Annotated in this window: 20 protein-coding genes; all 20 read right to left on the reverse strand. The window is 30.0% G+C overall.

Annotated features, from left to right (window positions below):
• Nucleotides 1-97 precede the first annotated feature (97 nt).
• The gene (locus tag FAY47_RS05885; RefSeq protein ID WP_143315620.1) at nt 98-1,123 is read right to left on the reverse strand and encodes an alcohol dehydrogenase catalytic domain-containing protein; all 1,026 of its coding nucleotides are present in this window, start codon (nt 1,121-1,123) and stop codon (nt 98-100) included.
• A gap of 12 nt (nt 1,124-1,135) precedes the next feature.
• Nucleotides 1,136-2,074 carry an inositol monophosphatase family protein gene (locus tag FAY47_RS05890; protein ID WP_143315622.1) on the reverse strand — a complete coding sequence of 313 codons (939 nt, stop codon included), beginning with the start codon at nt 2,072-2,074 and terminating at the stop codon, nt 1,136-1,138.
• A gap of 14 nt (nt 2,075-2,088) precedes the next feature.
• A complete protein-coding gene (locus FAY47_RS05895) occupies nt 2,089-3,369 on the reverse strand; it encodes an aspartate aminotransferase family protein (protein WP_207706225.1) in 1,281 nt (426 codons plus the stop codon).
• Nucleotides 3,370-3,628: 259 nt separating this feature from the next.
• A complete protein-coding gene (locus FAY47_RS05900) occupies nt 3,629-5,068 on the reverse strand; it encodes a ribonuclease E/G (protein ID WP_143315624.1) in 1,440 nt (479 codons plus the stop codon).
• Nucleotides 5,069-5,081: 13 nt separating this feature from the next.
• Nucleotides 5,082-5,783 (reverse strand): TIGR03936 family radical SAM-associated protein, encoded by a 702-nt coding sequence (locus tag FAY47_RS05905; protein ID WP_143315744.1) that lies wholly within the window; start codon nt 5,781-5,783, stop codon nt 5,082-5,084.
• Nucleotides 5,767-7,623, reverse strand: a complete 1,857-nt coding sequence (locus tag FAY47_RS05910) for a TIGR03960 family B12-binding radical SAM protein (RefSeq protein ID WP_143315626.1) — start codon at nt 7,621-7,623, stop codon at nt 5,767-5,769. Before FAY47_RS05910 ends, FAY47_RS05905 begins: the two co-directional genes overlap by 17 nt.
• Nucleotides 7,624-7,807: 184 nt before the next feature.
• On the reverse strand, nt 7,808-9,271 hold the full coding sequence (locus tag FAY47_RS05915) for a nicotinate phosphoribosyltransferase (protein ID WP_143315628.1): 1,464 nt from the start codon (nt 9,269-9,271) through the stop codon (nt 7,808-7,810).
• Nucleotides 9,272-9,286: 15 nt separating this feature from the next.
• Nucleotides 9,287-9,640, reverse strand: a complete 354-nt coding sequence (locus tag FAY47_RS05920) for a hypothetical protein (protein ID WP_143315630.1) — start codon at nt 9,638-9,640, stop codon at nt 9,287-9,289.
• Nucleotides 9,641-9,687: 47 nt separating this feature from the next.
• Nucleotides 9,688-10,335 (reverse strand): isochorismatase family cysteine hydrolase, encoded by a 648-nt coding sequence (locus tag FAY47_RS05925; protein WP_143315631.1) that lies wholly within the window; start codon nt 10,333-10,335, stop codon nt 9,688-9,690.
• A gap of 12 nt (nt 10,336-10,347) precedes the next feature.
• Nucleotides 10,348-11,244 carry an NUDIX domain-containing protein gene (locus tag FAY47_RS05930; RefSeq protein ID WP_243129557.1) on the reverse strand — a complete coding sequence of 299 codons (897 nt, stop codon included), beginning with the start codon at nt 11,242-11,244 and terminating at the stop codon, nt 10,348-10,350.
• A 129-nt stretch (nt 11,245-11,373) separates the two neighbouring features.
• Complete coding sequence (locus tag FAY47_RS05935; protein WP_143315632.1) at nt 11,374-12,237, reverse strand: peptidase M50; 864 nt, start codon at nt 12,235-12,237, stop codon at nt 11,374-11,376.
• A gap of 27 nt (nt 12,238-12,264) precedes the next feature.
• Complete coding sequence (locus FAY47_RS05940; RefSeq protein WP_143315633.1) at nt 12,265-13,035, reverse strand: M23 family metallopeptidase; 771 nt, start codon at nt 13,033-13,035, stop codon at nt 12,265-12,267.
• Nucleotides 13,036-13,158: 123 nt separating this feature from the next.
• Nucleotides 13,159-13,521: a methylglyoxal synthase gene (gene mgsA, locus FAY47_RS05945; protein ID WP_143315635.1), complete on the reverse strand. Its 363-nt coding sequence runs from the start codon at nt 13,519-13,521 to the stop codon at nt 13,159-13,161.
• 13 nt (nt 13,522-13,534) lie between these two features.
• A complete protein-coding gene (locus FAY47_RS05950) occupies nt 13,535-14,638 on the reverse strand; it encodes an FtsW/RodA/SpoVE family cell cycle protein (protein ID WP_243129560.1) in 1,104 nt (367 codons plus the stop codon).
• A gap of 221 nt (nt 14,639-14,859) precedes the next feature.
• Nucleotides 14,860-15,129: a cell division topological specificity factor MinE gene (gene minE / locus FAY47_RS05955; RefSeq protein WP_143315639.1), complete on the reverse strand. Its 270-nt coding sequence runs from the start codon at nt 15,127-15,129 to the stop codon at nt 14,860-14,862.
• A gap of 12 nt (nt 15,130-15,141) precedes the next feature.
• Nucleotides 15,142-15,939, reverse strand: a complete 798-nt coding sequence (gene minD / locus FAY47_RS05960) for a septum site-determining protein MinD (protein WP_143315641.1) — start codon at nt 15,937-15,939, stop codon at nt 15,142-15,144.
• 19 nt (nt 15,940-15,958) lie between these two features.
• A complete protein-coding gene (gene minC, locus FAY47_RS05965) occupies nt 15,959-16,606 on the reverse strand; it encodes a septum site-determining protein MinC (protein WP_143315643.1) in 648 nt (215 codons plus the stop codon).
• 150 nt (nt 16,607-16,756) lie between these two features.
• Nucleotides 16,757-19,675 (reverse strand): penicillin-binding transpeptidase domain-containing protein, encoded by a 2,919-nt coding sequence (locus FAY47_RS05970; protein WP_143315645.1) that lies wholly within the window; start codon nt 19,673-19,675, stop codon nt 16,757-16,759.
• 182 nt (nt 19,676-19,857) lie between these two features.
• Nucleotides 19,858-22,731 (reverse strand): penicillin-binding transpeptidase domain-containing protein, encoded by a 2,874-nt coding sequence (locus tag FAY47_RS05975; RefSeq protein ID WP_143315647.1) that lies wholly within the window; start codon nt 22,729-22,731, stop codon nt 19,858-19,860.
• A complete protein-coding gene (mreD, locus tag FAY47_RS05980; RefSeq protein WP_143315649.1) occupies nt 22,732-23,223 on the reverse strand; it encodes a rod shape-determining protein MreD in 492 nt (163 codons plus the stop codon).

Raw genomic sequence — 23,223 nt, forward strand, 5'->3', positions numbered from 1 at the left:
TAAAATTTAATAAATAGGGGAGGCATATGATTTCCCCTTTTCTTCTATTATTAATTTACAAATACGCCTTCCCCTAATTTAACTATTTTTTTATCTATTACATTTCAAATACTACTTTCATTATTTCATTTTTATCTGAAACATTTTTTTCTCCAACCAATATTTTAAAAGCATCTTCTGCTTCACTTAACTTAAATCTATGAGTAATTAATTTTTCTAAATCAATATTCTCTGCCATATCAATAGCTCTAATAAACATATTATTATAGTCACCAGCACCTATTATTGTTATTGCATTATTAGTAATATATAGTGGGGAAATTGTTGCTTTGTAATTAGAATTAAATCCCATTAACACAATACGCCCACCTTTATCTACTAATTCTAAAGCCTCTTCAAATAAACATCCTGTTGCATCTACAACAGCATTTGGTTTTCTTCCAAACTTCTTAACAATACCATCTATATAATTTTTGTCATTTGCATCTACAACTTCACTATTACTTAATATGTTTCTCAAAAAGTTTAGCCTTTCTGGTCTTTTTTCTACAATAACTGTTTTCAAAGCCATTTTTTCAGCTACCATTGCAAATAATGTTCCAATTGGGCCTCCTCCCAATATTACTAACTTATCATCAAAAGCTAATTTTAATGCTTCTAAATTGTTAAGCACGCATGTAAGAGGTTCAATTAGAACAGCTCTATCATCACTAATAGTATCTGGCAATAAATAAACAAAATCTTCTGGCATTACAATATATTCAGCGAAAGTTCCATCTTTGTCTACTCCTGTTTCAGTATTTGCCTTATTGTCACATAAGTTATGAAAACCTTTTTGACAATAATAGCACTTTCCATCAAACAATGTAGGATCAATAACAACTCTATCTCCAACTTTTATTGTAGTTACATCTTTACCAATCTCTTCAATATTTCCTATTGCTTCGTGTCCTAAAACTACGTCTTTTGCTCCTGGAAAATTACCGGAATAAATCCTCAAGTCTGTTCCACAAACTCCTGTTAAAGTAATTTTAACTATTACATCTGTTGATTTATTAATTTTAGGTTCCTTTCTATACTCACAATTAACTGAATTACTTCCTTTATAAACAATAGCCTTCATAATATTTCCTCCTTAATCTTTCATAAGATCTATAACTTCATTAATACTATTAATCCAATTTATAGAATTTAAAATTTTAGAATGCAACTCCAAATTTGATGCAGCAATACAAGATTGAAGATTTTTTTCGCTTATATCAATTAGTTTTGTTAGCCCAAGATCCTTTCCAAAAGCATCAGTAATTATAACTCCAGCCTTTCTAGCAATATATACGGCTGCTGCTATATCATATGGAAACAGGTGTAACATTTTCCCATTTCCTACTTTTCTAAACTCATTTTCTAAAAATGAATTTTCTTTTACCAATCTATTTCCAATATCTATATAAGCCTCTAGCTGTCCTGTAATTATTCTAGATATAGAATAAGTAGAGCTATTAAAAATAAATACTCCCCCTTTATTGGCTGATGAATCAATCAGATCTCCAATACAATGAGTAATTATTTTAGAAGGATGTCCATTAAATTCAAAACTCCAAAACATTTTTTCTAATGAAGTGTTTTTAGATAATTTAATTTCTCCATTAGATACATATATATCCTCACTTAAATAATCAGAATAGAAGTATGATTCACTTTTAAACTCATAAAGTAAAGCATATTGAATATCATTTATGCAGGCATCTTCTTTATATTTAGCTACTGCCACTGAAAAACAACAACTTTCTAATCCAGCTGCTGCACTTCTTGTCCCATCAATAGGATCAATAATTAAAATATACTGGGGATCTTCACAAAATCTGATTAATCCTTTATCCTCTGAATAATATGCAATACTCTCATTACTACTTTTCAAAAAATCAAAGACAGCCTCTTCTGCAATATCATCAATACTAAATTGAGTATCCCCTCCCGATGAAATCCCTAAATTTCTTTTTGCTTTTAAAATATCGAAGTTGTCATTAACTGACTTTATAACACTTTTTGACAAACTAAAAATAAAATCTTTCAAGCTATTTTCCTCCTCTATAATATAAAACTTTCTAATACTTTATCTAACTTATTCATCATTATTTCACATTCTTCCAATGTAATATTAAGAGAAGGTCTAATTTTGAATACATTCCCAAATCCATACAATGAAGATCTTAATAACAATTTATTTTCAAATGCTTTTTTTACTATTGCATTAGTTAATTGGGTATCTGGTTCTTTTGACTTCTTATCTTTAACGACCTCAATTCCTATCATCAATCCTACCCCTCGTACATCTCCAATAAACTCATACTTTTCTTTAAATACCTTAAGATGTTCCATAATATAATTTCCCGCTTCTTTTACATGTTCTAAGAAACCATCTCTTTTAATAATTTCTATTGTTTTATTTCCTGCTGTACAGCTTAATACATTAGAACCATATGTGAATGAATGAAAATGAGCTTCCATTTCATTAAATTTTTCTTCCATCAAAATAGCTGCTACTTGATATCCGGTTCCTCCCAATCCTTTTGCAACTGTCATGATATTAGGACTTACATTAAAATAGTCTGCTGCAAACATTGTACCTAATCTTCCCATTCCTGTTTGAATCTCATCAAAAATAAGTTCTATGCTATTTTCATTACAAACCTTCTTTAGTTTTTGAAAATATTCCTTTGGAGGTATCTGATTCCCACCATTTCCTTGTATTGGTTCAATGATCAAACTTGATACGCTTCCTGTAGATCCATAGTTTAAATAATCTTCAATTTCCTTAACACATTGACAATTACATTCTGGATACTTTTTATTTAAATGACATCTATAGCAATAAGGATATTGCAAATGTGCTATATCTGCCTGAGCAAAATGAAATGGCTTTTTCCTAAAACTGTTTCCTGAAACATTTTGCATAAATACAGTTTGTCCAACATGACTTCTATAGAAACTTATAATTTCTGTTTTCTTATTGTAATATTGCGCTAATTTAATAGCTCCTTCATTTGCTGTAGATCCACCACATACCTTTGTAGTAACTTTTGTAAGATTTTCAGGTGAAATTTCTACTAAGTTTTTTGCCAAATTAACCACAGGTTTACACATATGTGAAGATGTTAAATGAGTTAACTTTTCACTTTGCTTACTTACAGCTTCATTAACTTCTTTATTTGAATAACCTAAGCTCAAATTAAAAGTACCAGCTTCACAATCAATATACTGATTGCCTTCTTTATCATAAAGATAAATACCTTCTCCTTTTACAAACTCTAAATCTGAAGTTTCATCTCCTCTAAACATATATTTTTTTTCTTCTGCTAATTTACTCATGGTATCACTCCTATTCGATTATATTTTTTTTATGAGTGCACTCTTTTTGATTTTTTAATAATTAATTAATTAATATTACATTATTCTTTTAACATTTTATCCATTTTAATACAATATTTTTTGTATAATTGAGCTTCTATGTGGATTAATTCCACTAATTTTGTTAGTGCATTATTTTCATAAAGTTAGTAAATAAAAAAAACTGATTCAGAAAATCAGTCTAACTTTGATTTTTCTGAATCAGTATATTAATACCAACTTATTCTATTTTAATTAAATATTGTTCAATATTCTTCTTTTGATTTTTAAATATTAAAGGTTCAATCCTATACCCTTCAATACCGCTCACATAATTAATATAAATTTCTTTATCAAGCCCATCTATATTATTTAAAAAAGAAACTATATCTTCTCTAATGTTATCCTTATATGTCTCATCTACCTCTATAAAGAAATCATTAATACCATTTTCATTATGATATCTAGTTATCTCATTATTGATTAGACCTTCTAAGTAGGATAATTTTAGTAAAGCTCCGCTACCTAAACATAATGGACATTGTTCTTCCATATATTCATAGATACTCTTACCTACTCTTTTTCTAGAAATTTGAACTAAGTTTAATTCCGTGAATGGGAATATCTTATGGTTTCCTCCATCTTCTTTTAATGCTTCTTTAAGTTCTTTCATAACTATAGATTTATGAGATTTGTCCCTTAAGTCTATAAAATCAATAACTATAATTCCACTTAAATTTCTTAGAAGAATCTGTTTTCCTATTTCCCTAGCTGCTTCTATATTAGTATCTAAAATAGTTTTTTCAAAACTTCTTTCCTTTATGTTCTTGCCTGTGTTAACATCAATAACATACATAGCTTCAGTTCTATCTATTACTATAGACCCTCCACAAGGCAGTACAACTTTGTTATGTCTTAATTTTAGTAGTTCTTTTTCTATATCATAATAGTCAAACAATCTTTTAGAATCATCAAACAATTCAAGTTTAACATTTTCCTCTTCCTTTAAATAATCTTCTACAAAGTCAAAGTCCCCTTTATTATCCACAATTATCTTTACAGGTTCTATTCCAACCTTATCTCTTAATATCTTATTTATAGCAAGATTATCTCCATAAAGTTTTCCAAGCTTTGTAGAATAGTTCATCCTTCTATTAATCTCTTCATATTCCTTTTCTAAAAGCTTTCTTTCATGCTTCAGTTCTTCAATACTAACGTTAGCTGCTTCAGTTCTTATAATAAGCTTTCCACCCTTAACTTCTTTAAGCTCAGCTAATATAAGTTCTTTTTTCACCTCATCTTTAAATCTCTTTGAAAATTCTATTCCACTTTCTGTGCTTTCAAGGACCATGTACTTTGAAGGAATTCCAACCTTTGTAGTCAGCTTGGCTCCCTTTTCATTTAATGGCTCTTTTAAGATTTCAACTAGAATTTCATCACCTTTTTTAATTCCTTTAGACTTAAGCTCGTTACTATAATAAAGGTAGCCTTCCTTTTCAAGCCCAATATCAACAAAAATAGAATTAGTAGCAGGAATAATATTTTTAACTCGTCCTTTATATATTTCACCTATACTAGGTCCAGTACTTTCCTCATCTACAATACATTCTTCTAATATGCCTTTATTTTTAATCCCTATCCTAAGTTTCTTTTCTCTTCTCTCTATAAATATCTCTCTCATATATAAACACATCCTACCTACAATCACAAAGTGGTATAAATTTCTTATCTCTCAAGAAATACATTTCTTCTCTCTTTATATCAACAAATGCATCATTATCACACCCTAAGGTATGTGATTTAATATAATCAACTAACAAATCTGCTGATAAATGTTCCCTACTTCCTGATTGAATTAGAGTATTTATTATTAATTCTTTGTCTTTAATCCAGAACTTAAACTCATAAACAAGACTCTTTATATCAACTTCTCTTTCCCCTTTTTTACTCTTTTTAATGGCATTCCATTCCTTTTCAGCTAAAAGGGTATTAATTTCTTCTTCTAAATTCTTTATATCATTATAAGAAACTTTTATTGTGTATCTACATGCATCAATTAATGCCATACCTTGAGGAAGCTTCTTTTCGTTCTCCACTTCAACAATCTTTTTACAGGACAAAAACTTTATACCTGCTGCACTCTTCTCATTTAATCTATCTAAAATTTCTTGTTCATTTACCTCTTCTACTAAGATTAAATCCATGTATTCTCCAGAAGAATAAACACCAACAGATAGAGGCTGTGCTATTGAAACTGCCATATGTGGATTAAATCCCTTTGAATATTTAGCTGGAAGTTTTGCTCTTCTTACTACCTTTTGAATTGTTCTCATTAAGTCCAAGTGAGCAATAAACTTTATCTCACTTTCTTTAGAGTATTTAATTAGATATCGCACCAGCAAAACACTTCCCTTCTTTAAAGTTTACATCTATTCCACAACCGGTACAGCCTTTTCTACAATTTTGAGTAAGTTCAGCTTTCTTAGCTCTTTCATTTTCTATTTCAAGATATTTTCTATTAACTCCAATATCTATAAAGTCCCAAGGAAGTATTTCATCGTAGCTTCTTTCTCTATATGCATAGAAATCTCCATCTACATTGCATTCTTTTAATGCTTCTTGCCAAGTTTCAAAGTTAAAGTACTCTGACCATCCATCGAACTTCTCACCCTTTTCAAAAGCTTTAATTAATACTTCACACATTCTTCTATCTCCTCTAGCAAATAAAGCTTCCATATATGAAGTTTCTTGATGATGATAGTTATAATAGATACTTCTAGATTTAATTGACCCTTTTACAGCCTTAATCTTTTCATTAACTTCATCTATTTTTGCCATAGGAGCCCATTGGAATGGTGTGAATGGCTTTGGTATAAGTATTGATGTGCTTACAGTTATCTTTAACCCTTTATTTCTCACACCTTTTGGCACTGCAAAATACTGATCTTGTATCTTATGAGCAAGTTCTCCTATAGCTCTGCAGTCATCTAGTTCTTCATAAGGTAACCCTATTATAAAGTATAATTTAATTGTGCTCCATCCAGCTTCAAAAGCATTCTTTGATGCTTGTAATATCTTTTCTTCTGTTAAACCCTTGTTTATTACATCTCTCATCCTTTGTGAACCTGCTTCTGGAGCAAATGTTAAACCAGTCTTTTTAACCTTTTGGATTTCCTTAATTAAATCGACTGAAAAAGCATCAACTCTAATTGAAGGTAAAGCTACAGCCACCTTATCTTCACTATGCTCTTCCATAAGATCATGTACTAGAGCTTCAATATCTGAATAGTCACAAGTGCTTAATGATGATAAAGATACTTCTTGGTATCCCGAACTATCAATTAATTTTCTTGCTTGTTCTATTAAAGTTTCTCTTGATTTTTCTCTTACTGGTCTATAAAGCATACCAGCTTGACAGAATCTACATCCATTTGTACATCCTCTAAAAAGTTCAAGTACAATTCTATCATGTACTATATCTGTATAAGGCACTAAAATTTCTTCTGGAAAATCCACCTTATCAAAATCAGCTACTATTCTCTTTCTTACTTTTGCAGGTACATCTTCATATTTAGGTTTAAATTTCTTTATAGTACCATCTTCATTATAGTCAACATCATATAATGAAGGAACATATATACCTCTTATATGAGATATTTCCCTTAAAAAAGCTTTCTTATCCCACTTACTATTTTTATATTTAATATAGACATCTATAACATCGTTCATCATTTCTTCGCCTTCACCAAGTTCAAAGAAATCAATTATTCCATGTAAAGGCTCTGGATTATATGCACAAGGCCCCCCTGCCATGATTAAAGGAGCATCATTGTCTCTATCTTCTGCTCTAATTGGTATTCCTGCCATATCAAGCATATTTAATATATTTGTATAACTCATTTCATATTGAAGGGTGAATCCTATCATATCAAAGTTAGTTATAGGATCCTTTGTTTCTAAAGCATATAAAGGTATATTATTTTTTCTTAATTGCTCTTCCATATCTGGCCATGGAGCAAAAACTCTTTCACAATATGTATCTTTTCTTTGATTAATTGTATGGTAAAGTATTCTTGTTCCCAAGTGAGACATTCCTACCTCATATACATCTGGAAAACAAAATGCAAATCTTACATCAACTTCTTCTGGATTCTTAATTACTTGATTAAGTTCTCCACCAATATATCTAGATGGTTTTTCTACTTTACATAGAATGTGATCTGTTATTTTATTCATTAATAGATCCTCCAAATTCATTTGTATTTATTGTTTTACATCAATATATTTTAACACAAGTAAGTAATTATAGAAAATGAAAAATTAAGTAATAAAAAAGGTTGACTATAATCAACCTTTTTTGCGTTACATATGTTATTCATAAAACCTATAATAATTGATATTATACTAAAGCCTTCTTATCTTACTTGTTTTCCTTCAATTTTTCAATCAACTCATTTTTTACATCCCACAATTTTTTAGATAAATCCACATAATAAGTATGAGGATTCTCAAACCTCTTTATTTCGTCCCATGTGTTAGCAAGTTGTTCTTTTGCATGAGCCTTAATCTCATCTAAGCTTGGAATATCATAAACTAGTTTCCCATCTATAAATATTGGTTCTTGTAACTCTTTAACGTAGAAATTCTTTAAAGTTTTCTTTTTCCAAGTAAACACCGGATCAAAAATAACATAATCTTCCTCCACATTAATCACTTCATCAGCCATTGTTATAACATCTGCTAAAAATTTATTACTTTCCTTATCATAAAATCTATATACTTTCTTATATCCAGGATTAGATACCTTCTCAACATTTTCAGATATCTTTATTCTAGGTATTATATCCCCATCTTCTTCAACAGCAACAAGTTTATAAACCCCTCCAAATACAGGTGCACTTTTGGATGTTATAAGTCTTTCTCCAACTCCAAACACATCAATCTTAGCTCCTTGATTAAATAAAGATGTTATTGTATATTCATCCAGAGAATTTGAAGCCACAATTTTACAATCAATAAGACCTGCTTCATCAAGCATCTTTCTTGCTTTAATAGAAAGGTATGCCATATCCCCACTATCAAGTCTTACTCCCTTTAATCTTTTTCCCATTGGTTCTAATACCTCTTTTGCCACTCTAATAGCATTTGGAATACCAGATTTTAATACTGAATAAGTATCAACTAATAGTGTACAATTGTCTGGATAATATTCCGCATATTTCTTAAATGCTTTATATTCATCTTCGTAAAATTGAATCCATGAATGTGCCATAGTACCTGATACAGGAATTCCTAATGCTTCTCCCACTATAGTCGTCGCTGTTCCATCAGCCCCACCAACATAAGCTGCTCTAGCTCCATGAATTGCCGCATCATATCCTTGTGCTCTTCTTGCACCAAATTCTAGTACAGATCTTCCATCAGCAGATCTACAAATTCTGCTAGTCTTAGTTGCTATTAAAGATTGATGGTTTACTGTTAAAAGAATCATAGTTTCTAAAAGTTGTGCTTCTATTACAGGAGCTTTAACTGTTATTATAGGTTCATTTGGAAATATTAGAGTCCCTTCTGGTACAGCATAAATAGAGCCTGTAAATCTGAAGTTTGATAAGTAATTTAAAAACTTATCATTAAATATATCTAACCCTTTTAAATATTCTATATCTTCTTCATCAAATCTTAACCCTTCTATATATTCTATAACTTGTTCAAGGCCTGCCATTATAGCATATCCACCTTGCTCAGGCACTTTTCTAAAGAACATATCAAAGTATGCTATTTTTTCTCCTACCCCGTCTAGAAGATATGCATTACTCATCGTTAATTCATAAAAATCCATTAACATACTCATATTTCTATTATCTCTTAAATCTAATTTTTTCATTTATAATCACCATAATTAAAGTACTATTGTACTAAAATCCTTTCCTTTAATATCCTTAACTGATTTTTCATATATGATTGAACTAATTGTATTATAATTTAGCCCTTTTATTTTCTTTTTGATATAGCCATTATCCATCACTATTTCAGTTAAATTTTCCTCTAAAATATGATTAATTTTAAATCCATAAGATTTTAAGAATAACCCATTATTAACATCAACCTTCACAACAATCCTTAGAGTTTTTAATTCTAATTCTTCTCTATCCTTATAATATTTTCTCCTATCTTCTGTAAAAGATAATTCCATTTCTTTAAATCTATAATCTTTTCTCAATTTATTAATAAATTCAATATAAAAATTCTTCATAACCTTCTCCTTATAATCATTTTGATGATAAGATTTTTTAAAAAAATTTAATTTATTTCTTTTACTACTTCTATACCATTATTTTTTAATTTATAAAAAGTCATTAAATTCATTAAATCTGCATTATGATTTCCAAGTTCATAAGTTTCAGTTGAGTTCATTGGAACTATAATTCTCTTATTCATATTAAATTGATTAAAATAAGTCTTTAGAGTTATAACAAAAGTTTCAACACATATATTACTACATACACCTACCACTATGAAATTTTCTATTTCACTATTTTCATCTAACCATTCCTTAAACTTAGGTGCATGAAATCCATTTATACTATTTTTCTTAATTAAAACTGTATTGTCATCACTTTTTATTAACGAAATTAACTCTTCTTCTGCTGTATTTTCTAAACAATGTGGTGGATAGTTATTAAACTCTACTGATTCTTCAGTGTGACTATCTATAAAAAATACCTTTTTGCATCCTGTTAAATCTTCATTTAATTTTTCTATGGGACTAATAGTTCTCTCCACCCTATCCGATGCTAATGGACCAATATCGTAAAATCCTCTCACCATATCTACTACTATTAAAGCTGTAGTTTTATTTAATATTTTCTTGTTTTCTCCTATTTCCTTTAAACTTATGCTATTTAAAGAACCTATTTCTTTTTTTATACCTTCAATTGCATCATACATACTATCCTCTCCTTAAATATTTTTAATTTCATCTATGATATAACTTCTATTTAATTCATATAAAGCTGATGGCCTATAAGCTCTATTCTTCTTCACTTTATCTGTTTTAGTAACCATCGGATTAATCCATCTTCTAAAATTTTGTTTGGTTAATTCTCTTCCAAGTAATAATTCATATACTTGTTGAAGTTCCATTAATGTAAAATACTTTGGCAATAAACTAAAAGCTATTGTGGTATATTGAACCTTGTTTCTCATTCTTTCTAAAGAATAATTTAATATCTTAATGTGATCAAAAGCTAATGCTCTTTCACCTTTAACTAGCTTAATATCATATTTAGATGTTTTATTATAACCTTTCACTTCAATAATTTCTGTTATTTCATAAATTATAATTATATTTCGTTTAGCATTTTCTAGTTTTATTTCAGATATTACTTTTAAGTCTTCAGTTTTTATAATCTTTTTGCTAATATCAAACCAATCTACTTCTTCAGCATCATCCCCAGCTTTGGGACTTATATCATCCTTGTTAACTAATGCCATATAAGAAGTTGATACAACTCTCATTCGAGGATCTCTGTTAACTTCTCCCCATGTATATAATTGTTCTAAATAAACATTATCTATATTCGTTTCTTCCTTTAATTCTCTATATACTGCATTCTCTATACTTTCATTAATATCTACAAATCCTCCTGGGATAGCATAACACCCCATAAAAGGATGATCTTTTCTTTTAATTAATAGTACTTTTAATTTTTTTTCAGGAACTTTCTTTAAGTCCATCTCTTCTTCATCATCTAATGTAAATAAAACCATATCTACAGTTAATGAAGGTCTTTCATAATTGCCCGGATTATAGCTTTTTAAAAATTCTTCTTCTGTCAATCCATCTTTATTAATCAATTTCGCCCTCCTCTTATAATCTAAATGATTATATGTTTCTCATATAATCATTATAACCATAAGTAGATAATTTTACAAGTATCTTTTTATAAAAAATATGCTTTATATACCTCCAAATCGTATATAAAGCTATTTAATACTATCTTTTTTGTTTTTGAATAAAAGTTCTTCTAAAGTTATATTACCATACTCTTTTAAGGCTTCTATAAGCTCATCCTCATAGACTACTCCTAAAAGTTGCAGCTCATCGTCTAAAACAAAAAAGGAATTAAATTTATTTCTATCTACCAAACTTAATACCTTAACTAAATCTTTTTTGTAATAAACTGATATACTTTTATTTTCAATATATTCCTCCTTGATTAACCTTTTTCTCTTTCTAAACAAATTCCCCATTATAATATATATGGTCTTTTCCTTTTCTAAGAAGGTTGAATATGTTATTAATATTGCTGCTAGTAACAAACTAAAATTAACTTTATGTATATAAATAGTGCTAAAGAATAGTAATATTAAAAATATCCCTACTCCAAAACTTATATTTACTAATATCTTTTTTGCTCTTTTATATAGTATTTTCTTTCCTAGTACAATTTCATAAGCTTTTATACCATCAAGTGGATATGCAGGCAGCATATTAAATATAAACAATACTAAATTAGTATCTATACTCTTTTCAATATAATCTATATTAAAATATTTTTTAAGCCATAATAACAAAATAATTGCCCCTATATTAAACAGAGGTCCAGATAAGAATACTATTAATTTTTCTTTTTCATTTAAATCGTCTAAATCTCTAATATCTGCACTAACCCCTGTAATATGAAGCTGTATATCGTATGCTCTAATACCAAATTTTCTTCCAACTATAATATGAGTTATTTCATGTAGTATTACCCAAATAAATCCCAATAATAACTCACTATAAAAACTTCCTATAACTATTAAAATTGAAAATTCTAATAGAAATATTTTAGTTTTTTTCTTCATATAATACTCCTACTACATTGCTCTTTCCTAAACCTCCTCCAATGATGATAAATCCATCATTTCATTTGGATCTTTCTCACTTCCCATAAAACTTATTTTAAATATTATCCCCTTTGTTCCTGTAGAATCAATATCCCCTGTTTTTCCCAAGCATTGTCCTTTTTTCACTTCATCTCCCTCTTTTATCTGAACATCTGATAATAATCCATAATAGGTTTCCACTCCACTCCCATTATCTATTAATATATGTTTCTTGCCATCTTCTTCTTTTACTTCTCTTATAATTCCGTTAAAACTTGCATTAACATCTTTATCTCCATCTGTAACTATTACAATGCCTTTGTTATCTTTCTCCATATGCTTTTTCTTTCCGATAGTAGGTACTATATAATCTTCTTTCATAGTTTCTTTCAATGTCTTTTCACCTGTAAGCATATGCTTAAATTCATCTATATAATCTAAAGTTTTTTCCTTATATTCGTCAACATCCGGAATATTTACAGCCATTATAGCCTCTTCTACATTAAATTTTTCATCTATCATTTTTTTTGAAACTGTATATGCATCTTTGGTTCCCTCTAATGGTATTGTCTTTATAATAAACAATAATCCTAACAATACAAGCGCACCACCAAGCTGCCAAATTAATTTATTTACTACTTTATTTAAAATGTTTGCATTGCTACTATTCTTTATACCTCCACCTTTAGTTGAGCTTACCCTTCTATATGAAGCACCCCCTCCTTTTGCCCTCACACTTCCATAGTATCTCTCATATTGAACTCTATAATTTCCCATCTCATTCCTCCAGGTAGTTCTATATTAAAGTATATTTTTAAGTATTAGGATTTATGAGTTTTACAAATATACAAATTTCAACAAAAAAAGTTCTAAACTTTTTATAAGTTTAGAACTTTTTTATTAATCAACTATATTCATTAAAAGCTTTGCTGTTCCTATATTTGTTGCTATTGGTACAGAATGTACATCACACACCCTTATAAGAGCTGTAACATCGGGTTCATGTGGTTGAGCTGTAAGTGGGTCTCTTAAAAATATAACTAAGTCCACTTTTCCTTCTGCAATTCTTCCCCCAATCTGCTGATCACCACCATATGGACCTGAAAAATACCTCTTAACTTCTAAGCCAGTAGCTTCCGTAATTTTAAGCCCTGTAGTTCCAGTTGCTATAAGTTCATGATTTTTAAGCTTATCTTTATACTCTAAAGCCAATTTTATAATTTCTTCCTTTTTCTTATCATGTGCAATTAACGCAATCTTCATAAAAGTTATCCCCCTAAAAATGTATTTTCTTTTTCCTCATCCCAATATTCAGTATTAAAGCTACTGCTATTACTGTTGTAAGAAGAGAACTTCCCCCTTCGCTTATCAATGGTAAAGTAATACCTGTTATTGGCATCAAGTTAATGGTCATTCCAATATTCTGAGTTATAGCAAATAGAAAATATGAGACTAACCCCATACATACTAAGGACGCAAATCTATCTTTTGTCCTTCTAGCTATAGCAATCATTCTCGAAATTAATATTCCATATAAAAGTAATAAAACTAATGCTCCAGCAAGTCCCCATTGTTCTCCTATAGCAGAAAATATAAAATCTGTTTGTACTTCAGGTACATGAGTCCCTGAATATCCTGGAGCTACATTTGGATCTAATGATGGTTTTGATCCAAAAAGGCCTCCAGAACCAATTCCTATAAGCGATTGACTTAACTGATATCCATTTGCAGAATCCTGTGAATCTGAACTCATAAATGATACTATTCTAGCCTTTTGGTGTGGAAGTATAAGGCCTGAATACCATAATACTATTACAGATAAAAATAACGCTAAGGCTCCTCCCCATATTATTCTCTTGTCAAGACCTGCAACAAATAGCATTCCAAGAACTATGAAAAAACATACCATAGCCATTCCCATGTCTGGTTGAATTAAAATCAACCCAACAGGAATCATAGCCCATATAAAAATGGTAAAAATATTTTTTATATTATTTATTTCACAATCCATTTCATCTAATAATTTTGCCGTTCTTAATATAATAGCAAACTTTGCAAATTCAGCTGGCTGCATTGATTGACCTGCAATTCTGATCCACCCACGGGCACCATTTACTTCAATACCTATATGAGGAATCCAAACTGCAATAAGCAAAATTACTGATCCCCAATAGACTATTGGGATATATCTAAAAATTACTTTATAATCTATAGCAACAAAGAAATATAATGCTACTAGTGAAACTGCAAACCAAGCTAACTGTCTCTTTACATGATAAAACGGACTTAAATCGCCTGTATTTCCTTTAGTTGATAAGTATATATTTAACAAACCATATAGAACTAAAGCTATCAATGAAAACAAAAGTGCTTTATCCATATCTCTTAGCAATCTAAAATCTAATTTATATCTATTTAAGAGTCCTCTTTCCTTAATCAATGTCCCACCTCCATACTCTATAAATGACATATTAATTATATATTATTATCTTACTTTTCACCATAAGAAAAAGAGAATATACTGAAATATAATAATTTTTTAATAAATAGTCAAATAAGTAGAACTATTGAAATTTATTTCAACAATTCTACTTATTTTATCTATCTTCCTCTTACTCCTTTAATAGGAATATTAGCTACTAAAGAAGAGGCAACATCGCCTTCAATAACATCACTCTTTGTAACTGCTATTTCAACATCATCAGCTTGAATTTCAATATACTTAGAAAGAACTTCTAATATTTCATTTCTCATTTTGTCTATAGTTTCTGTTGGGATGTCTCCTCTATCATGAATTAAAATTAATCTTAATCTATCTTTTGCTACGTCTTTAGGTCTTTGTTTATTGCTAAAACCACTAAAAATTCCCATCTAGTACACCCCCTATTTACGTCCAAATAGCTTCTTCAATGATCCTATGAAGCCTGCTGATTCAGTACTTAATTCCATTAATGGCACATCTTCTCCTGTAATTCTCTTTGCAATATTTCTAAAAGCTTGACCAGCTCTAGCTTTATCTTCAAGAACTATAGGTTCTCCTTTATTAGTTGAAACTGTTATATTCTTATCATCTGGAACAACTCCAATAAGTTTTACAGATAATGTTTCTATTATATCTGAGACATCTAACATATCACCATTCTTTGCCATCTCGTAATTTAATCTATTAACAATAACTCCATGATCTTCTAATCCCTTTGCATCAAGCTTACCTATAACTCTATCTGCATCTCTTACTGAAGTTATTTCTGGATTTACTACTACAACAGCTCTATCTGCACCAATAACAGCATTTTCAAAGCCTTGCTCTATACCTGCTGGAGAATCAATTAATACATAATCAAATTCTTTTTTAAGTTCTCCTACAAGTTTTAACATATCTTGTGCAGTTATATCGTCTTTATCCTTAGTTTGTGCTGTTGGAAGTAAACATAAATTTGAGAATCTCTTATCTTTTATTAATGCTTGCTTAAGTCTACATCTTCCTTCTATTACATCCATTAATGTATATACAATTCTATTTTCTAATCCCATTAATACATCTAAATTCCTTAAGCCTGTATCTCCATCAACAACTACTACTTTATTTCCTAAAGCAGCTAAAGCAGTTCCTATATTAGCAGTTGTAGTTGTCTTTCCTACTCCGCCCTTACCTGATGTTATTACTATTGATACTCCCATTTACTTATCCCTCCAAGAATTAATATATATATTTATTAGTTAAATATGGCTCTACTATAATAGCACCATCTTTGACCTTCGCCACTTCTGGATACTTTGGTTTTGGAGAATCGTCAGGTGAAATAGTTATTATATCTCCTATTTTAAGTATTTCTGGCTCAAGAGAAAATGCTGCAATTATAGCTTTGTTATTGCCACTATCTCCTGCAAATACATTTCCTTTGATGCTTCCAAGAACTATAATATTCCCTCCTGCATATACCTCTGCACCACTATTTACATCTCCAATTATCACTATATTTCCTGGGAAATTGACACTTTGTCCTCCCCTTACAGTCTTTCTTATAAACTTAGTTCTTCCTTCATAAATACCATTAAATGATTTCACTTCTTTTTCTATTTCTTTATCTTCTATATCTTCTACAATAATCTCTTTAACACCTATCTCCTCTAAGAGAATGTCTTTTAATCTATTCATATCTCTTTCATTTATTGCAGATATATTAATTGTTATGTATAGAGTAGAACCTTTATAAAATTTCTTACCCTTCGATAATTTTTCAGTTATCATAGTTAACATATCATCAAATCCACCAAACTTATCCATGTCAACTAATGCATTTAATCCATTTTTGTTTCCTTTAATTATTACTCCACTATTCTCCATTGGCTACCCTCCACCAATTTTATGCTATATATATTCAATCTAAATTCTAAAATTCCTTCTTAATATATACTTTTTCCCTATAATTATAACATTAATGTACAAAAAAGAGTATCCATATTTTAAAAGATACTCTTTTTTATTAAAAACTTGCTAATTTGTCTTTTTATCAGCAGGTGCGTTTGATACATATTTTTTATATGATTCAGATTTAGATATATAATCAGCGCCCAATCTATCTTTAAAATATGCTTCATATATTGCCTTCGCAACAGGAGCAACAGCAGTACCATGTCCACCATCATATGCAACTGCTACAACTGCAATTTCAGGATTTTCTGCTGGTGCAAAACTGACATAAGTAGCATATGGAGCTCTTCCATAGTCTGTTTGGTCTTCTTTAACATCTGCAGTACCTGTTTTACCTGCAGTATTTATAGGAAATCCTTCCCATGTACCTCTAGCTGTACCACTGTCGTCATTATTAACCTTTTTCATACCTTCTATAACTACTGCTAAATTTTCTGGTTTTAAATCAATCTTATCTAATACTTCTGGTTTATACTCTTGAACTGTGTTTCCATCTGTATCAGTTATTTTATCCACGTAATGTAATTTATACTTAGTACCACCATTAGCTAATGTAGAAATATATTGAGCTAACTGCATAGGAGTAAAGGCATTCATACCTTGTCCAATAGAAGAATATACTTGTTGTCCTGGTGATTTAATTTCTGATCCCCTATCATTAATTACAAATTTTGAAATAGCTTGCACTACAAGTTTTGCTTGAGAATCTATATTAACTTTTCCTTTACCATCAGATTCATATTTGCTTACATTAGCCTTATACTTATCTGATAGATTCATTATACTTTTAACATCTTCTAATATACTTTTTTGAAAAACAGTTTCGTTATTCACTTCTTCACTTGTACCTAACTTCATGAATGTATCTGTTATGGTCTTTTTTAGACTAGTTTTAGCAGCCTTCAACTTTTCATTATCATCAGCATTATCTGCAAAGTCAAAAGATACAAAATTACTGTTATTTCCTGCATAATAACCAGCTTCCAAAAAATCCCTCAAGTCAAACTTTGAGGATAATGCTACCCTATTCTTATAGGATTGAAAATTGTATACTTGTCCATAGTTTTCCTCTATTTCAATTCCTGTGCTCTCTTTTTGTTTGCCATTTGGGTCTACTCCAAGTCCAAATTTCCATGCATATTTTGCAATAGCATCTAATGCTGTTATATTTTGTCCCCCTTGTTTATATAACTTATAGGCTACTTCATAAAAATAGTAGTTACATGATACCTCTAGAGCTTTAGTTACATCTATGCTTCCATGAGCACCTTGACCATTTGCAAATTCCAAACACATTGGTCCAAAATTAGTACCATAAACCTCTGGGTGTATATTAAATTTTCCTGTATCATTTATTCTTGTATCAGTATTAATAGCACCTTCCTGTAAGCCTGCTATAGCAGTAAGTGGTTTAAATGTTGACCCCGATGGTAATAATCCTTGTGTTGCATAATTATAAAAGCGTTTAGGATATAAATCATTTGGATCTGTTCTGACGCCATCTTCCTTAGGGAATAATTCATCTAGTGATTTAGTTGCTCCTGTTGAACTTATTATCCCCTTACCAAATTTATCTAAGTCTGGGCTAAAATATTCTTTTGTTTCTTCATCTGATAATTGTCCAGACACTGCAAATTTATTAGGATCAAAGTTAGGATATGATACACTAGCAAGTATCCTTCCTGTTTTTACTTCAACAGCAACAGCTGCTCCTCTATTTGCTCCAGTATATGGTTTATCAGAACTAATTCCAGCTCTTATATTTGCCATCGAATCAATTAATGATTGCTCAGCTGCGTATTGAATATTTTTATCTATAGTTAAATGCACACTATTTCCTGGATATGATTGAAGTTTAAATTGTTCTTGAGTAACTCTTCCTTTCGAATTAACCTTAACTGTTGTTCCACCTTTAACACCTTTAAGTTGATCTTCAAAAGCAGATTCTATTCCCGAAGCTCCTATAAGGTCTGTTGAAGCATCATATCCTCTTAACTCATATTTATCTTTATTTAATGTATCTATTGGTGATATGTAGCCAAGCACTGATGATGCAAGTTCCTTATAAGGATAAAATCTTGTTGGCTCAAGTTGTATATCTACTCCTGGCATATCATTTAACTTCTGATATATTATTAAAGCTGTATCTTTCTTAATATTACTAGCTAAAGTAATTGATTTGTATCCTTTAAAGCTCTCCATCTTTAGAGCATCTTTGACTACCATATAAGTCCTAATCTGGTTATAAGTATATTTTTTTAATAACATATTTGTTAATTCTTCGCCAGACATGTCTTTATATTTTTTTATTCTTTCTTTATATTCTTTAAGTTTTTCATTATACTCTTTGGTATTATCTTTAACAGGTTCCGGATCTATCAAACTAATTAGATCATAACTTTTTACCAAATAATAAAATGTCTCTTTTGGTGTAACTTGCAAAAGTCTATCATTTACTGCATTTATTTCATCCTCAGTTAAATCATCAACTTTTTTATCCTCATATAGTTCTTTTTCAATATCTGTATTTAATCCCCTATCTCTCTTAAAACGTATCTCTTCTGCTTTTTTAGCACTTTCTGTTGTCCCCTTAAATGAAAAATAAGGTTGATTGCTACTATCTAATTTTAATATTAAATCATCTTGAAATCCTTCACCATTTTCTGAAAGTATTGATAAAGCTAAATCCACTGTTTTAAAAAAACTTTTATCAGCTTCATCTGTTTTTGTATATGTCATAGCATATGTTTGCACATTAGTAGCTAAAACATTTCCTTTTTCATCATATATTACCCCTCTAGGTGCTTTTTCTGATATAAATTTAGTTGAGGTAGTATCTGCCTCTTCCTTATAATCAGCATGCTTATAAACTTGAATATATGCAAGTTTGGAGATAATTACTGTAAATATAAATCCCATCAAAACTAAAAATACATTGTACCTTGAGAGTTTTTTCTTTTTTTTCGGTCTACTAACTATCATTTGAACCTCCACCTGTGTCTACATATATACTATTTAACCTCTTTCAGATAAATAGTAAAAGCACATTAATTATATACTTTTAATAGTAATTATACCATTTGTGTGTCCACTTTTGCAGTTTGTAACAAAAAAGTAATAAAAAAAGAAGCTATCTTTTTTAAATAGATAGCTTCTTTTAACATTTAACTTAACTTATTATTTGCAGGTGCACCTGTCACATACTTTTGATATGACGTTGAAGTAGATGCATAAGCAGGAAATTCTTTTTCTATCTTCTCTTTGAAATATGCCTCATATACAGCTTTAGCTACAGGTGCTGTAGACGACCCGTGACCGCCATCATATATTACTCCTACAAAAGCTATTTGTGGATTTTCAAGCGGTGCAAAACTTACATAAGTTGCATAAGGTGCTCTTCCTATTTCCTTTTGCCTTTCATTAAAATCTGCAGTACCTGTTTTCCCCCCAGTTCTTATTGGGAAATTAGCAAATACTCTTGCAGCTGTTCCACCTTCATCATTATTAGCCTTATACATACCTTCTCTAATTGCATTTATTGTGGAATCTTTCAACTGAATTTTATCAATCACTTCTGGTTCATATTCTTGGACAACCGCTCCATCAGGTGTGGTTATCTTATCAACAAAATGCAATTTATATCGTGTTCCTCCATTAGCTAATGTTGATACATATGCTGCTAATTGGGTTGGAGTAAAGTTATTCATTCCTTGGCCTATTGAGGCATATACTTCTTGAGCTGGAGATGTAATTTCTGAGCCCTTATCATTAACTACAAACCTTGCTATTACCTCAGCTATAGTTTGTGCCTGAGAATCTAAATTAACTTTTCCCTTTCCTTTTGCTTCATAATCACTAACATTTTGTTTATATTTATCTGAAAGATTCATTATATTTTTAATGTCTTCTACTAACGTTTTTGCAAAGGCATCTGTACCTAGCGCACTACTATCTGTACCAATCTTTTCAAATCTAGCTGCTACTTTATCCTTTAAAGATGTTTTTGCTTCTTTTAATTTTTCACTATCAGCATCATTGTTTGAATAATCGAAAGGTATAAATGATCTTACTCCTCTATAATCTCCTGATTCTAGATAATCTCTAATTTCAAACTTAGCATATAATATAGATTGATTCTTAAATGATTTAAAATTATATACTTGCCCAAAATTTTCTTCAATTTCTATTCCTGTACTCGCTCTTTCCTTAGTATTAGGATCTGTCCCTAATCCAAATTTCCATGCATATTTTGCTAAAGAATCTAAAGCTTCTACATTAGATCCAGCTTGCTTATATAACCTGTAAGCTACTTCATAGAAATAATAGTTGCAAGATACCTCTAGAGCATGAGTTATATCTGTATCACCATGACTGCTATGATAATTTGTATAAAGTAAACACTCTGGTGCGAAAGCAGTTCCATAAGTTTCTGGATGAGCATTAAACTTTCCTTGATCATAAATAGTTTCTGTTGGTTGAATAACACCAGCTTCTAGTCCTGCTAATCCTGTCAATGGTTTAAATGTCGATCCAGGTGGTATAAGCCCTTGTGTTGCATAATTATAAAAAGCTCTTGGATATAGATCATTAGGATCTGTTCTTACTCCATCTACCGCTGGGAACAATTCATCAACAGTTTTATTTAATCCTCTAGACTTTATGTAATTTATTCCAAATTTTTCTAAATCCGGACTGAAATATTCTTTTGTTTGTGCATTTGATAACTGTCCTGAAACAGCAAAAATATTTGGATCATAATTTGGATATGATGCGCTAGCTAATATTCTTCCAGTATTAACTTCTACTGCAACAACAGCTCCTCTAGTTGCCCCTGGATAAGGATCTGTTGGCGAAGTTCTAATAGACTCTATAGTATCCTTTAATCCCTGTTCTGCTGCATATTGAACACCTTTATCAATAGTTAAATGCACACTATTTCCTGGATATGTTTCTAACTTAAATAATTCTTCTGTGACTCTTCCCTTTGAGTTAACCTTAACTGTTGTTCCACCTTTAACACCCTTTAACTGCTCTTCAAAGGTAGATTCTATTCCTGAAACACCTATAAGATCACTGGATATATCATACCCTCTTAATTCATATTTTTGCTCATTTGAACTATCTATTGGAGATATATACCCTAAAACTGAAGATGCAAGCTGGTTATATGGGTAGAGCCTTATAGGCTCTAATTTTATATCTATACCAGGTAAATCATTTAACTTTTGAAGAATGATTAATGCAGTATCTTTTTTTATATTGCTAGCTAGTGTAACTGACTTATATCCTTTGAAACTTTGAATTTTCAAAGCATCCTTAATAAGTAAATAATTTCTAAGATCCTTAAAGGAATACTTTGAACGTAGCAGGTTAGTTAAAGCCTCTCCTGACATTTCATTGTATTCCTTAATCTTTTCACTACTTGGATTTGGATCAATTAACTTAATTAAATCATAACTTTTAACTAAATCATAAAAAACTTCCTTTGGAGTTATTTCCAAAAGTTTAGCATTTACACTCTCTATCTCTGAATCTGTTAACTCTTCTTCCTTACCACTATATAAATCTTTTTCTACCTTTTCATTTAATCCTCTATCCCTTTTAAATCTTATCTCTTCAGCATTTTGATCATTTTTAGCAGTTGTTTTATATGCAAAGTAAGGCTCATTATTTTCATTTACTTTAAGTATCAAATCATCAGTAAAGCCTTCACCGTTTTCAGATAATATTTTAAAAACTGTATCTATGGTATTAAAAAACATCTTGTTAGCTTCTTCTGTGGTAGTATACATCATTGTATATGTTTGTGTATTAGTTGCTAATATGTTCCCATTTTGATCATATATTATTCCCCTAGGTGCCTTTTCTGGGACAAATTTAGTTGAAGTCGTATCTGCTCTTTCTTTATAATCATCATGCTTATATATTTGAATATATATAAGCTTTCCAAAAATAATGGCAAATACGACTCCCATAATAACTAAAAATGATTTATACCTAGATGGTTTTTTCTTCTTCTTTGGTTTGTTAACTATCATTTAGAACCTCCACGCTTTCCTCATATCTTCTCTATCAAAAAACCTTAAGATAGTTTTGTATACAAAAAGCATAATTATTGAATTGTAAAGCGCAGTACTTACACCCCTAAATAAATCAATATGAATATTTAAAGCATAGAAAATAATAAATATTCCTAAATACTTTAATATTGTTCCAACAAATATAGTTATAATTGGTACTAGCTTCCTATCTCTCCAGATTCCTTCGCCTATGAATCCTGCAAGATAGCAGCAAAACATATTTATTAATGCATTAACTCCAAACATATTATAAAAGAATACATCTTGAAGTAATCCACTAATAACGCCTATAATCACAGCTTCTTTTTTTCCATTAATAATAGAATAAGAAACAGAAAAAATAAAAAGTAGACTAGGCCACGCACCTTTTACTGCAATAAAAGGTGCTAGCGTATTATCTAAAATTAATAATATACATGCTACAATAATTAAAACTACTCGTTTCTTCAT

The sequence above is a fragment of the Clostridium sp. HBUAS56017 genome, from assembly GCF_007115085.1.
Classification (GTDB): Bacteria; Bacillota; Clostridia; order Clostridiales; family Clostridiaceae; genus Clostridium; species Clostridium cibarium.